The 16901-nt window shown below is 40.4% G+C and carries 1 protein-coding gene and 1 pseudogene; both read right to left on the reverse strand.

The genetic code is table 11. From position 1 onward, the window contains the following. Nucleotides 1–15571, reverse strand: a 15571-nt coding sequence (locus ACODST_RS27070) for a hypothetical protein (RefSeq protein WP_488935217.1), incomplete at its 3' end; no start/stop codon positions are given. A gap of 143 nt (nucleotides 15572–15714) precedes the next feature. Next, nucleotides 15715–16901: pseudogene (locus ACODST_RS27075) on the reverse strand (PorP/SprF family type IX secretion system membrane protein); the annotation flags it as partial.

The raw sequence follows: 16901 nt of genomic DNA on the forward strand, positions 1-16901 counted from the left end.
CTGTTGTGTCTAACTCAGCCTCATTTGAACTGCCAAATGTACCAGGTCCTGCTGCTGATGCCACTACAAATGAATACTCATATGGAGCTGTTCCGCCTGCAGCAGTTACGCTTACTTTTGCACCTGAATTACAGTTTGCATTTACATTAGAAGCCAATGACAATGATAAGGCCGTAGGTTCTGTTACTTCCACAGTCACATCATTAGTACAGCCTGTAGCTGTATCAACAACTTCAAGGGTATACGTTCCTGCCACTAAACCTGAAGCGGTTACTGTATTACCTGACTGAGTAAGGGTTCCTGCTCCTGCTGTTAACGTATAAGTATAACCAGCAGCATAATCAGCCACTGTGAAAACTGCTGAACCGTTATTTCCCGCATTACAAGAAACATTAGCCGTAACTGATCCTGAAACCGTAATATTGGTTACCGGAGCTACTGTATGCGACTCTGTATAGGTACAACCATTAGCATCTGTTACCTGGAATACATAAGTACCCGGAGCTAAGTTCGCAAATGTTGTAGTGGTTTGTTTAGCCACTGTAATTGGAGAAATAATCTCGTATTCTAATATTCCAACTCCTCCAACGTGCGCTGTAATCTCAACTGTAGCATCAGCGATACAAGTATCAGCAATGCTTGTTACGATGGTTAAGTCCGTTGGCGGGTTCAATGCCGGAACATCAACTCCGTTGGTGATAGTAAACATACAACCGTTACTGTCTCTTACGATAATATCGAAAGTTTGTCCTGCAGTCGTTTCGTAAGTATCGTCATCAGAATAGTTAGTTCCGCCATCATAGCTGTATTCATAAGGTGCTGTACCGCCCGCAGGCACTACGGTTACCACAGCTACAGATGGTACATTACCTGCTGTACATACTAAATCTGTCGTTATAGAAGATGCAGCGGTTAAAGCGGTAGGTTGTGTAATCGTTACCGGTGCAGTAAGGATACAATCCTTAGCATCACGTACTGTAACCACATAATTAGTAGCAGCCGTTAAACCTGTAAATTCATTTGATGACTGGAATGCCTGAACTATAACAGCCCCTCTTTCAAGCTGGAACTCAAATGGTCCAACTCCACCAGTTACATCTACTGTGATAGTTCCATCGGTACCTAAATTACAGTTTACGTTTGTTACAATCGGATCAAATACGATAGCCGGAATAGGATCTAAGTCAATAGTAAATGTATCTGTACAATTTTCTGCATCCGTTACTGTAAACACATAAGTACCTGTTGCACCTGTCGTTAATACCGCTCCTGTTGGAGTAACTGCTCCTCCGTTTAATCTATAAGTATAAGTATAAGAACCATGACCTCCTGAAGGTGTAAGTGTAAATTGTGCATCTTCACTTCCTGCAATACAGCTTAACTCTCTGGTTAACTGCACGTCTAATTCTAATTTTGGTTCTACTGTATACGGTACACTAGCAACACAGCCTTTACCATCTTTTATAGATAAAGTGTATAATCCTGGTTCACTGAATGTGAAACTTGGTGAAGTCTGATAAGTACTTCCGTTTACGCTGTAAGTAGCACCTCCCACAATAGTAGCATCTACTGTTCCGGTAATATTAATTGCAAATACACTTCCGTTGTAACAAAGTGGCGCTGGCAGGTCAATTGTTGGATCAGCATATTTGTAAACCGTCACTGGTACATGCTGGATACAGTTAAAAGCGTCTTTTACATATACATCGTATGCAATACCTGCTACACTTCCTGGTCTGGTAAACGTATTTGCCGTTACCCAGTCAGCCGTTACAGGAGCATTTCCAGAAAGAACAACCTGATAAGTATAAGGTCCTGTTCCGTCTTTTGCCTGAGCTGAAATAATCGCTAAATTATCGCAGTCTTCTTTTGTTGTCGCCGAAGCTGTAAGAGACAACGCTACAGCTGACTCTTCAATATTAAAGGTATCCGAAACAACTGAACAGCCTGCATTAGGCCCCGCTGTTTCCTCTACTAATATATAATATGTACCTACAGCCAATGGTCCTAAAGTTACCGCAGTTGAAGTTGCACCTGCAGCTAAACCACTAATTGTTGTTGGTGCAATAATTTGTGCGTTCGTAAATGCCTCACTTACAGAATAGGTAACGTCTACTGATGCAGCAGGGTAATTATTTCTGATAGCAAAAGTAGCACTTCCGTCTGCAGCATTCTTACAAGTAATATTGCTGGCAGTATCATTTACCACTTCCAGCATTGAACTTGTAGGTACCGGACCAGGAGCCGCCTGGAAGTAGTAACATCCTGTACTTTCAGAATATACAATGAAAGTATATAATACTCCAGGAGTCAATCCGTTATAGATTGTTTGTCCAGGAGAAGTTTCTCCCTGCCATCCGTCAACACCGTCTGCTGTCCAGACTTGAGGCGGAGTAGATCCTCTGTAAATATTAAAGTGGAATGGTCCTGCTCCTGCATAAGCACTGTTCACGGTAATTGTTGCCGAACCACCTGCAGGTCCACAGACTGCACTTGTATTAATTGTAATTCCAAGTCCTGTCACCGGAGCAGCGATCAGAACGTCTTTAATGAATTCCTGACAACCATTAGTATCTACCACTCTAATTTGATAGTAACCAAAGTCCACTACTTCAAATACTACGGTAGTACCCGGAATACCATGTGCTTCTGCACTGTATCCGTTAATACCTGTTACATAGTAATCATAAGGTCCAACACCACCAGTAACTGACTGAATGATGATCTCTCCTTTAGAAATTCCACCAACACTAGTATCGCACTGCATATCCGTTTTATCAGAAATTACCGTTAATGGTAGTGGTTCAGAAATATTGATGTTTTCAATATCAGTACAGCCTTTAGCATCTGTAACTGTTATGGTATACGTACCTGCACGTAAACCAGATGTTTGTGTACCATAGTCAATACCTAAAGTATCATTATGAACATTAATCACAAACGGTGCCTGCCCTTTGGTAGGATCAACTGTAACATTTAATGAAGCTGAAGAATCTCCGTTACATCCAATTGCGGCTCCAAGGCTTACACTTACATCCGGAGTAACGGTAACTGTTGTGGTTACCGGAACTGTTGTTGTAGTTGTACAGCCTCTTCCGTCTGTTACTGTAAAAGTAAAGTTTGCAGCCGCAGCTGTTGTAAATACATTTCCGGTAAAAGTTCCCGGTGCACCCGCTGGTACACTAGTGTAAGTATAAGTATAGGTTCCTGCTCCTGTTCCTCCGCCTGCTGTTAATCTAATTTCAGCATCTGTAGAACCTGAACATGTAATATCTTTTGTTAACTGAGCAGATAAAGTCAATGGGCTGTTTACTGTAAGCGGAGTAAGCGTTGGAGCTGTACATCCGTTTCCATCTTTTACCCAGATTGTATAGTTACCTGCTGCCGTTACTGTAAAGGTATTAGAAGTACCAAATGAAGTACCATTGATACTGTAAGTTAACGGTGCTTTTCCTGTTCCTACAGCTGTAATCGTATAAGTACCAACTCCTAAACACTGGTTTACAGCCGAAGCCATCACCGTTGGTGCATTATCTCTCGCAATTGTAATATCTAATTTTATCTGACATCCATTGGCATCTACCACATAAGCATCCCAGTTTAGACTCACTGTTGGATCTAAATTCGCAACATTTGAACTTGTTAAAGTTCCTATTGCCGCACCATCTGCTACAAATGAATATTTATAAGCAGGTGTTCCGTTTGATGCCGTTACCGTTACTTTTGATGTTCCTACATTACAATTGGCATTTACTGTAGCGTATACTGCCGATAATGCTGCTGTAGGTTCTACAATAGTAACAGTACCATTTGTAGTACATCCTGTAGCCGGATCCGTAAATTGAACCGTATAAGTTCCCGCTACTACACCACTTAATGTTAGTGTATTTCCTGACTGAGCAAATGCTCCTGTTCCCAGTGATCCTGCTGTTAATGTATAAGTATAGTTTCCAACAGCAGCAATACCTGAAACTACAAATCTGGCACTTCCTGTATCATCTCCAAAACATTTCACATGACTTACCACACTTGACGTTACAGAAATAGGCGTAACAGGATTTACTTTGTAAGACTGCTCAGCATAACAACCGCTGGCATCTGTAATTCTGAAAGTATAAGTAACATTTGGAGCTAATCCTGCAAATGTTCCTGTAGCATTACTAGCTACTGCAGAAGCTGGCGCTGTAATACTATATACTAAAGTTCCCACTCCTGTACCTGCCGTTGCAGTTAACTGTACTGTACTGTCTGTTGCCAAACAAGTCACAGCACTTCCCGCAATAGAAGCAATAGTTGGAGGGTTTAATCTTGCTATTGAAACGGTATTAGTAAAAATACAGCCATTTGCATCCTTAACAGAGTAAGTGATAGTCTGGTCTAATCCTGTATCGTTTACTGTGAAAGTTCTTGTCGCTGAATAAGCACCGCCTGTTCCAAATCTGTATTCGTATGGTGCTGTTCCAGTTGTTGGAACTGCTATAGTAACAACTGTTGATTGTTTTACATTGCTTGTATTACAAGTTAATGCCGGAGCACTTGCTGTAGTTGTTAATGGTGTAGGCTCTGTTATAGTAACTACAATAGTTCCCTGACACCCTTTATTATCTCTTACATAGAAGGTATGAGCTCCCGGTGTTAAACCTGTAAACGTATCTGTTGAAGAGAATGGTCCCGCAGCATTAGCCGAATAAGTATAACCTCCGGATCCGCCAGTTCCTCTTAATCTTACCGAACCGTTTGCAGCTCCGTTACAAGTAACATTTACCTGTGAAGCAATAGTGGCACCCGGATTTGTAATAGGAGCTACTGTAGCTGAAACTATTACAGTACAGCCTGGAGTATTAGAATCGGTAATCTCGAAATTATATGTTCCTGCTGTCGCTGCCGCTGTGTACACAAACTGTGAACCTGTAACAGCAACACTTGAACCGTATCCGCTTCCTGAATCTACTCTGTAAGTATAAGAAGCTCTTCCTCCTGTAATGTCAACTGTAATAGCTGCCGCAGGGGTTGCAGAACAATCTAATTCTTTGGTTATTTTGGCAATAGCCGTTAATTGTGGGTAAACTCTAATTGAAGCAGCTGAAGCTGTACATCCGTTAGCATCTTTTACCCAAACGGTATAAGGAGTCGCTGAAGCCGCAACATTAAATACGTTATTGGTTGTAAAGGCTCCCGTAGGACCGTTGATTCCATAAGTTAAAGTACCAACTCCGCCTGTACCGGTAGCCGTAATAGTAAAGTTACTTCCTGAAGCACTACACTGATTACCTAAAACTGCCGTAACCTGTGGAGGTAAATCTCCTGAAATTGATCTGGTAACTGAATCGGTACATCCGTTAGCATCCATTACAAAAACAACCCAGTTCAGATCGGCACCACCGTTAGTATCAACCGTTAATTTATCATTTGATGTATAAGCTGCCGGCAGAGGATCAGTATCACCTGCTTTAACTACTGCATAACTATAAGCTGGTGTTCCGCCTGAACCTACTGCTGTAATAATAGCCGTATCATTGTTACAGTTAATATTAGTAGCTGTAGCCGTAACATCCACATCAAGAGCTGGTTCTCCAATTGTAATTGAAGCATTGCTTGTACATCCTGTAGCATTATCAGTAACTGTAATGGTATACGTTCCTGCTGCTACATTAGCCAATGTAAGAGTATTATCTGATTTAGTAACTGAAGATGCCGCTGCTGCAGGCGCTACTGTATAGATATAGTTCCCTACCGTAGCTAAACCTGAAACCGTATAGGTTCCGTTTCCTGTTGCCGTTCCTTTACATCTTGCATCATTATTTTTTGTACCAGTTATAGCAATTGGTATAACAGGTGCTACTCGGTAAGACTGCTCAGCATAACAACCGCTGGCATCTGTAATTCTGAAAGTATAAGTAACATTTGGAGCTAATCCTGCAAATGTTCCTGTACTATTACTAGCCACTGCCGAAGCTGGTGCTGTAATACTGTATACTAAAGTTCCCACTCCTGTACCTGCAGTTCTGGTAACCTGAACGGTACTGCTTGTCGCTGTACAGGTAACCGCACTTCCTGAAATAGAAGCAATAGTCGGAGGGTTTAATCTTGCTATTGAAACCGAACCGTTAAATGTACATAAGTTAGCATCTCTAACAGAGTAATTAATTGTTCTGTCTGATCCGTTATCAGTTACTGTAAAAGTTCTTGTAGAAGAATATGCTCCTCCCTCAAAACTATATTGATATGGTGCTGTTCCTGTTGTTGGAACTGCAATAGTAACAACTGTTGATTGTTTTACATTTGACGTATTACAAGTAAATGCCGGAGCACTTGCCGTAGCTGTTAATGTTGTTGGCTGCGTGATAGTAACAGTAACATTTCCTGTACATCCTTTACTGTCTTTTACATAGAAAGTATGTGTTCCTTGTGCTAAACCTGTAAAAGTAGCTGTGGTGGTATATGTTCCTGCTAAAGCATTGCTGTAAGTATATCCTCCTGATCCGCCAGCTCCTGTTAAAGTAACGGAACCGTTTGCAGCTCCGTTACAAGTAACATTTACCTGTGCAGCTGTAACAGTTGGATTTGTTATAGTCGCAACTGTAGCTGAAACTATTACAGTACAGCCTGGAGTATTAGAATCGGTAATCTCGAAATTATATGTTCCTGCTGTCGCTGCCGCTGTGTACACAAACTGTGAACCTGTAACAGCAACACTTGAACCGTATCCGCTTCCTGAATCTACTCTGTAAGTATAAGAAGTTCTTCCTCCCGTAATGTCAACTGTAATAGCTGCCGCAGGGGTTGCAGAACAATCTAATTCTTTGGTTATTTTGGCGATAGCCGTTAATTGTGGGTAAACTCTAATAGAAGCAGCTGAAGCTGTACATCCGTTAGCATCTTTTACCCAAACCGTATAAGGAGTTGCTGAAGCAGCAACGTTAAATACGTTATTGGTTGTAAAAGCTCCCGTAGGACCGTTGATACCGTAAGTTAAAGTACCAACTCCGCCTGTTCCGGTAGCCGTAATAGTAAAGTTACTTCCTGAAGCTGAACATTGGTTTCCTAAAACAGCCGTAACTGTTGGAGGTAAATCTCCTGAAATAGATCTGGTAACTGAATCAGTACATCCGTTAGCATCCATTACATAAACCACCCAGTTCATGTCCGCACCACTGTTGCTATCAACCGTTAATTTATCGTTTGATGTATAAGCTGCCGGTAACGGAGCAGGATCTCCTGCTTTTACTACTGCATAAGTATAAGCCGGTGTTCCGCCTGATCCTACTGCTGTAATAACAGCATTATCATTATTACAGTTAATATTAGTTGCTGTAGCCGTAACATCAACATCAAGAGCTGGCTCTCCAATTGTAATTGAAGCGTTACTTGTACATCCTGTAGCACTATCAGTAACGGTAATGGTATACGTTCCTGCTGCTACATTAGCCAGTGTAAGGGTATTGCCAGATTTGGTAACTGAAGCTCCTGCTGCTGCCGGTGCTACGCTATAAATGTAGTTACCTACTGTAGCTAAACCTGAAACCGTATACGTTCCGTTTCCTGTTGCTGTTCCTTTACATCTTGCATCATTATTTTTTGTACCAGTTATAGCAATTGGTATAACAGGTTCTACTCTGTAAGACTGCTCAGCATAACATCCGCTGGCATCTGTAATTCTGAAAGTATAAGTAACATTTGGAGCTAATCCAGCAAATGTTCCTGTACCATTGCTAGCCACTGATGAAGCTGGTGCTGTAATACTGTATACTAAAGTTCCCACTCCTGTTCCTGCTGTTCTGGTTACCTGAACGGTACTGCTTGTTGCTGTACAGGTAACGGCACTTCCTGATATAGAAGCAATAGTTGGAGGGTTTAATCTTGCTATTGAAACTGAACCGTTAAAAGTACATAAGTTAGCATCTCTAACTGAGTAATTAATTGTTCTGTCTGATCCGTTATCAGTTACTGTAAAAGTTCTGGTAGAAGAGAATGCTCCCCCTTCAAAACTATATTGATATGGTGCTGTTCCAGTTGTTGGAACTGCAATAGTAACTGTTGTAGACTGTTTAACATTTGACGTATTACAAGTAAATGCAGGAGCACTTGCTGTAGCAGTTAATGTTGTTGGCTGTGTAATAGTTACATTAACACTTCCTGTACAGCCTTTACTGTCTTTTACATAGAAAGTATAGGTTCCTTGTGCTAAACCTGTAAAAGTAGCTGTTGTGGTATACGTTCCTGCTAAAGCATTGCTGTAAGTATAACCTCCTGATCCGCCAGCTCCTGTTAAAGTAACTGAACCATTTGCTGCTCCGTTACAAGTAGCATTTACTTGTGCAGCCGTAACCGTAGGATTTGAAATTGACTGTATTGGAGTTGTTACTACAAAAGTACAGCTATTTGCATCTGTTACTCTGATTAGGTAAGTTCCAGCCGATGAAGCTGTATATACATTAGAAGCCATTGCAGTATATGAAGTCCCGCCATTTGAAGAAACTGCATAAGTATATGGACTTCTTCCTCCACTTGCTGTAATAGTTATTCTGGCATCTGGTGAAGCAGAACAATCGAGTTCTTTAACAGCAGCTAATGCTGTTAATTGTGGATAAACAGTAATTGGTGAAGCTGATGCTGTACATCCGTTAGCATCTTTTACCCAAACCGTATAAGGAGTTGCAGAAGCTGCAACGCTGAATACATTATTTGTACTAAATGCTCCTGTTAGACCATTAATACCATATTGTAAAGTTCCTACTCCACCTGTTCCTGTAGCTGTAATAGTAAAATTACTTCCTGAAGCACCACACTGGTTATTTAAAATTGCTGTAACACCTGGTACCTGATCAGAATCAATTCTAACTGTTTCTGTGTCTGGACAGTTATTAGCATCTCTTACATACACTACCCAGTTTAGGTCTGCTCCACTATTTGTATCTACTGTTAATACATTACTTGTGCCATAAGCCGCTGTTCCTGGTGCAGGATCTCCTGCTCTCGCAACTGCATAAGAATAACTGGTCGTACCACCGGTAACCGTTACGGTAATATCGGCAGTATCTTTATTACAATTGATTTTTGTAGCAGTAGCCGACGTAATATTTACCGCCGCCGCTGGCTGTGTTAATGTAACAGTATAAGTCGCTGTACATTTTGTTAATCGGTCAGTAACCGTTATTGTGTAACTACCTGCTGCAACAGCCGAAGTAACAGTAATGGTTGTTGTAGCTGCTGCAACATTGTTTGCCTGCTGTATTACAGTTCCTCCTGCATTTCTAATTACATAATCGTAACCACTGCTTTTTGCACCTGTAACCGTAAACTGAATATTTCCTGTTCCGCCATTACAGCTTACCGGAGTTACAACAGAACCACCTGCAACGATCTCAACAGTACCTGTAACGGTATGAGAAATAGTTCTCGAACAAGTAGTGTTTGTGTCTCTTGCTTCAAAAGTATAACTTCCCGGAGCTAATGGAGCAAAAACCCCTGTAGTATTACTTGCTGTATTATATCCGGCCGGCCCTGAAATAATTCTATAAGAAATGTTGCTTAGACTTCCTGCTTTGACAGCTGTAATAGTTACACGTCCTCCCGCAGGCGTTGTAGAACAGTCATAACCGCTGTCAGTTAAATTAATACCTGTAATCTGGTCTAATGCGGCTATTGAAACCGTAAATGGTCCCGCCTGACATCCGTTACTGTCTCTCACATAAGCCGTCACGGTCTGAGCTGTACTTACTGAAAGCGTATTTACAGTGGTAAAGTTTGAAGTACCATTGAAGCTGTACGTATAACCTCCAACTCCTCCGGAACCGGTAACAGTAACCACCGCAGGTTCAGTACCTGCAGTGTTACATTTTATTTCTGTTGCAGAAATCGTTCCGGCAACAACTGTTGGCTGTGTTAAGGTAATAGTACCTTCGGCTGATAAACAGCCTTTGTTATCTCTTACCTGATATTTATAAGGAATACCTGCTTGTAATCCTGTGTATTTAATTGTAGTTGTGAAAGCACTGTTGTTAAAACTATAAACGTAACCTCCAGAACCGCCTGAAGCGCTTAAAGTAACTTCTCCTGTAGATCCACCGTTACAGGCAATCTGCACTGGAGTTGCAGTAACCGTTGGATTTGAAATAGCATCAACAGTAGCTGTAGTTTCTACTGTACAGGCATTTGGAGTATTTGAATCAGAAATTTCAAAAGTATAAGTTCCTGCTCCCGCAGCAGCATAGTTAAAACTGCTTCCGGTAACAGCAGTACTTGAACCATATGAACCAGATCCTAATTTAACTCTATAACTATAAGGAGATTTACCTCCTGTTATATCCACCTGAACTGTAGCTCCTGTCGTGTTACAATCTAATGTTTTGGTAACCAGAGGAGTTGCAGTAAGTGTAGGACTAATGATTATACCCGAAACAGTAGCTGTACAGCCATTACTGTCCGTAACAACCACAGTATGTGTACCCGGTCCAACAGCAAAAGTATTCGTACTTACTCCCGGTGCGCCATTTAAACTATAACTTAAAGTTCCGGTTCCGGTTGCTGTAATTACTAAAGTGGCACCGTTTACTGCATCATAACATAAGTCTGATGTTGTCGCTAATGAAGCGGTAGGCTGTGTAGGTCTGTTAACAATAACACCCTGAGTTACCGCAGAAAGACAAAGTCTTACATCTCTTGCCACCACTGTGTAGGTTCCGTTTCCAAGTCCAGGGAATACTCCTGAACTCTGGAAAGCAACAAGAACCGTAGTTCCGTTTGCTGCTCTTAATTCGTATTCATAAGGAGCTGTTCCACCACCTGCTACTGCTGTAATAGTAGCTCCCGTAGTACAGGTTGCCTGTGTGGTAACACTTGCAGTTACGGTTACCGGAGTTGGTGTTCCTACTACTGCTGTTAATGTTCTTGAACAATTTCCTGCAGCACTGCTTCTAACAACAATTGTATAGGTATTTGCTGCTAAATTATTAAGAGTGGTAGTAGCTGTCGTAACAGTCTGCCATGTACCTCCGTTAATAGAATACTGGTAGCTTCCTGTAAAGTTTGAAGCTGTAAAACTAATAGAACCCGTATTACCTCCATTACAAGAAACATTCGTTACAACAGGGTCAGAAACTGTAAATCCTTTATCTCTTGGAATTTCAATAGGAGTATCTTTTTGAGCAATACAAGACTCCGGAATCTGACGTACCCAGATGTCATCAACCGCTAAATCATTTCCATCAATTACCTGGCTTTGTGATAAAATAACAAAATCAAGTGAGGTATTATTTCCAGGGTTTAATGTTAATATCTGACCATTTCCTAACTCCGTAGAACTATGCCATTTTTCATCTCTAGGTATAGATGGTGTATCTTTTGAAGCACCAGGAAGCGCCACTCCATTTTTCTGAAGCTGGATAATTAAATTTGGCGCAGGCAGATTATTAGTTGTTTTTAACAAATTAAGCATATACAATGAAACTTGTATATCCTGATTTGGTATAACATCATTGATTGTTTTTCTGTATAAAACACCTCCAATAGGCACAACTCCTCCAACATTCACGGCAAGGAATCTACCGTCAGTTATCTGTGGTGTATTGTTAATTACAGCTGTATTGTCTTTTGGTAAACACCAGTTAAAGCCATTTTCATGTTCTGGTATCAAACCTTTAGTAACGGTATATTCTCCGTCATTCATTAAAATAGGCATATAACCTCCAATACCGCAATCTTCGATATAATCCTGTTTTTCCCAGCAGTATGCAGGGTGAATACCGGATGTTGTAGTATCCGGCCCTCTTCCAAAATCTTCTCTTAATAAGTTACTGTAAGTAGGAACCTGATTTAATTTATATTTTACAGTGATCGTATGTGATCCTGAAGTAACATTAGTAAATACATTGTTGGTTATTGGTGTATTTGGAGTATTATCAATATAATACTCGTATGTATAGTTGTTAGATGTTCCATTCGTTACGGTAACCGTACTTGTTGCTGTTCCGTCGCAGTTAAATACCGGGTCTTCAACCTTAACCACAGGATCTGTTGGTTTTGGATCTAAAATAATGTCGTAAGGAATTACATAAATACAGCCCAGAGCATCTCTGATTGCTAAATTATACGTTCCTGGTAAAACATCTTTTTCGTTTGAAGCCTGCCAGGTAACACCGCCATCAAAACTATACTGATACGGAGCCGTTCCTCCCTGTGCATTATTAATACGTAATTTACCTCCCTGGTTTACACCAGTTCCGTCAGGTAATGTACATCCTGCAAGCGAAGCTACACCAGCAGATGCTGTAACAGCCGAAGTTGGACCTGTAATCGTTACAGACTGTGAAGGATCTTCACAAGTTTTGGTTTCTGTGTAAGGCCAGTTTGTTATCGCATAAGTAATACTGTATCTTACTTTAACGTTATAAACTCCGGGCGCTAAACCAGAGAAAACATTACTTGCCTGATATGAAGCTCCGTTATTGATGCTATACCCCATAGTATAGCTGGTTGTTCCGGTTAAATTGATTCTGATTTCTGAAGTACCATCATAACAAGTACTGCTTGTTGGTACAACTGTATAAGTTGGTTTTGGGAAATCCGGAACATTTAATACTAACGTTTTAGAACATTTATTACGATCATACACTACAATAGTATAGTTGCCCGGAGTAGGTGTAGAAAGTAAAATGGAGTTCTGATCTGTATTATCATTGGTTGAAATAGCATATGGTGTAGTAGAACCGTTTACAAAGAATGAATATTCTCCATAATTAGCCGTTCCTCCCGATGCCGTAATTTTGTACATCCCTTCGTTACATGCTGTAAGCGGAGTTACAACAATAGAAGAAAGTGCAATTTCTGATGCCGGGTTGTTTATATATTTATAACCGCTGGCTGTACACTGAACCGCATTGTTCTCGTCTAAAGTATATACTTCAGCCTGATAGGTTCTTCCTGGATTTAAGTTATCGAATGTATAAACTCTTGAAGTAAAAGGCCCAACATTCTGAACTACAGCTCCATTATCATAAAGTCTGAAATAGTAAGCAGGGAATCCATCGGTACCGCTGATTACAATACTTCCCTTATTACCATAACAAAGCGGCTGTTCATTAGGATTCGTAACTGTAGCTGCTAAATTTAATTCACGAATTTCAATTCGGTTGGTTTTGTAGGTACAGGTTGGATTTACATTTTTAAGTCTGTAACTTACAACATAGGTACCTGCCTGGCCAACGTAAATCGGGAAGTTATTACTGTCCTGCCATCCTCTGGAAACATTGGTAGCTACATTGGTTAAGTTATATTCAAAACCGGTAAGAGCATCAACTCTGATATAACCTTCCCTGTTACATAAAATATCTTTGTGCGTTTCCTCTATAGAAACATCACTCTTATATACGTTAAAATAGTAACGGTTTACGCAGCCGCCTGCACTTATGGTTACTCTGTAATAACCTGCATCAGTAACTGTAAAAAGAGATCCGTTTGCTCCGGCTGGCGACCATACACATGAAGTTCTTTCATCGGCACATAATTCTGAAAGTTCTGCTGGTGTTGGTCGGACACAGTTTGTTTTCTCCCAGACAATTGTAGCTCCGGTAAGATTCAAGTTAATTGCTCTGGAATCATTAGAACCGCAAAGGAAGATTTTTGGTAATGGTTTACCATCAATAGGACATCCTTCAATTGTTCCGTCAGCACGTTTATTGTCAGCGTAAGGAATAATTGGATTAGTTCTAACTCCACCTCCGTCAACTACCGTAATAATTTCCTGTAAATCGATACAAGGCGGGTTTGCCGTATTGTATACATAATAAGTACCAGGCTGTGTTACCGTAAGCGTTTGAGATGTTCCAATAACTGGAGAACCCGTTGAACTGGTAGACCAGGAATAGGATTTATAACCTCCGGATGCCGAAATAGTCATACTGGACAAACAAATCTCCTGTCTTCTGTTTTTACAGGCATCTAAACCTACCAGGAAGTTCGTTGACTGAGGCACAACATTACACCCTGCTGTCGAAGAATAACTGGTATCTCCATACACCATTGGGTTTGACGGATCAGCTCCAAGGTCACCCACGTAACTTGTATAAGCAGAGTTTCTAATCAGATTTGAACACGCATCTGTTAATTTAGAACAATCATCAACCACCTTAACTTTGAAACGAATAGTATAATCCGGCTGGTTTCTCGCCACCATACTATTTGGAACGGTAAAGGTCAGTGTTCTTGTAGTTGTATTGTAGGCAACATTAGCCATTGTCATTCCGGTAGGAAGTGACATAATATCGGCAGGGAAATTAAAATCAGTGTTAATTGGCAGCTGATCGGTTATTGTAAATGACTTCGCATTGTCATTACCTAAGTTCTGAAAGTTTAATTCATAACGTAACTCTTCGCCCAGGGTAACATTTTTATTACTGGCATCAATATTATTAACATCCTTAACGGCCTTTGTTAAAACTATTTTCGGTGCAATAATATCAACTGAGAATGCTGTAAAATAATAAATGAAAATATCCTGACTTGTTCCAAGTGTTATAGTAGCTGAAGTGTCATTATTTTTAATAATATTAGCCGAAGGGTCAATATCAATAACCCCGGTATCAAAACCGAGGGTATTCGTACTGTTAGGAACCCTGTTTGTAAAAGGAGCCCCTAAAGTATTAATCGAACTATTAAAAAAGTTGCTCGTATTACTTTGTAAAGGTCTTGTAGGCGGCGTAATAGTAGTACCGTTTATCTGAAGATAATCTCCTCTATATCCATAATCCCCTTCAAGAGCTGCAAAAGCAAACCTTGCCTGAACTGGTCCGGTTGGTACTGTAGTAAAACCTGTAATAACGGTATTATTAGGTCCTCCTCCCTGTGCTCTGGCAGTAAAACCGTTAAAAGAAGAAATTGCTTTAGAAGGTAAACTTGAATCTTCGTATACAATAAACAGAGACCATCCGGCAGATAAACCAGTTCCTCCATTTGATCCCTCACTTGATATTACGTTGGCAACAGTATAGACCCCGTTAGGATTCGTTTCACTCAATAAGCTTGTAATATCAGCAAAGCAGGCATAGGCCTGTGTATTATCAGGATTAATACCATCTGCATAATTCACAATATCATGAATAACCGTTCCGGTTACATCCTGATAATTGCTGTTAGAGGTATTAGGAACCTTAATTTTTACCTTGTTAATATTAGTTCTGCTTGCAGGCGACTTCAGGGTAGCCGACCAATATAACGCAGCATAAGCAATTCTGTAACATGCTGCCGCAGGGGCACGGTTATTAGGCACCGTAAGAGTAGCACTACTGGAGCTGAAAATACCGCTCGTAGCTCCGTTATCAATATTGATATAGCGCATATCAAAATCGCCATTGAAACCAGTTCCGTTGTAAGCCGTATTCGGTCCATTGGTAACATTTCCTCTTCTGTCCGTTTCACGTCGGTTTAATATGTTATTTCCAATAACAAGAATATCTCCTTTAAGCTGCTGGTTATACTGCCTAACGAATGGTTTCAGGTTTTGGGAGGTCACATCAACACATTGTAAAAACAACAAAAATAATAATGCAATTTTTAGAATAGTAGGTTTTTTCATGGTATTTACTTTATTGGGCTTTTGGTCTGATTCCCTAAGGGGCATTAAAGAATCAGATTCGAGCGCTTTAAACTCTTTTTATAAACTCACTTCTTAAAAATCTAAGAAGGCCTGACTTATATTATACTTTAAATAAACTTTTATTAATTCTCCACTTTTACGATTACCATCTTGCCATTGTATGGTTTGTTTCCTTTCGCTTCCAGTGCCTTTGTAGCCTCTTGTAAGCCATCGAATTTTTCGTAATAGATATAATATTTACTTGTTGTTACATTATAAAAGAAATTAACATCTGAAAGTCCTGCAGCAACTGCTTTCGTTAAAAACTGATCTCTTTTTTCTACACTGTTATGAACCGCAAGAATCAAATAATAACCGTTTTCAGAATTTTTGATATTCTTGATAATCTGCATATTTGACTGGTCTTCACCAAAATCAAAATCACTTGCTGTTAAAGGTGTACTGCTTACTTTCGTCGTTTCCTTTATACGTTTAAGAGCGGCCAGATCCTGTGCATATCTTCCCTGATCATTCTCATAAGCGGCACGTTTAATTCTACGTTTTTTCTCAATTTCCGTCTCTGCTTTAATACGTTCCAGATCAGCTAATAATGCTGCTCCCTCCTGTTCCATTTTCAGCTGCGCTGCTTTTAACTGATTGATCTTTTCAAGATAAGCTTTGTTTAAAGCATCATTTTTATTTGGAACCTTTTTCAGTCTTTCATTATACAGATTCGTCAGTTTTGCAATTTCATCTTTTTGAGCTTTACTGGCTTCTGCCAACTGTACTTTTAAAGCTTCTAACTGACTGTTCTCTGCCGCTACACTTTTAAATGGTTTTGGCTCTCTGTAAATACCTTTTTCACTTAAGTCGTTTTCTTCTTTTAAGTCATTCAGGTCTTTTTGTTTATTGGCAACCGTAGCTTTAAACTGGTCTAATAAATCATTCTGTGCTTTTCCTGAACTCTCTATTGACTGTGTCAGACTTTCAATTGCTTTTGCAGTTTCATCTTTTGCTGCTGCCGCTCTTGCTGCTGCTTCGGCATCGGCTTTCGCTTTAGCTTCTGCCGCTAATCTTGCCTGACGTTCTTCTTCGGCTTTTAATTGTCTTATTTCTTCTTCGGCTCTTAGTTTTTCTGTTGCTTCGGCATCTGCTTTCGCTTTGGCTGCTGCTAATAATCTGGCTTGCTCTGCTTCCATATCCGCTTTCGCTTTGGCATCAGCTGCTAATTTCGCCTGACGTGCTTCTTCGGCTTGTTTGGTCTGTAATGCTTCAGCATCCGCTTTGGCTTTGGCTTCTGCTGCCAGTCTTGCCTGAAGTGCTTCTGCAT

The sequence above is a fragment of the Flavobacterium sp. FG19 genome (assembly GCF_057809475.1).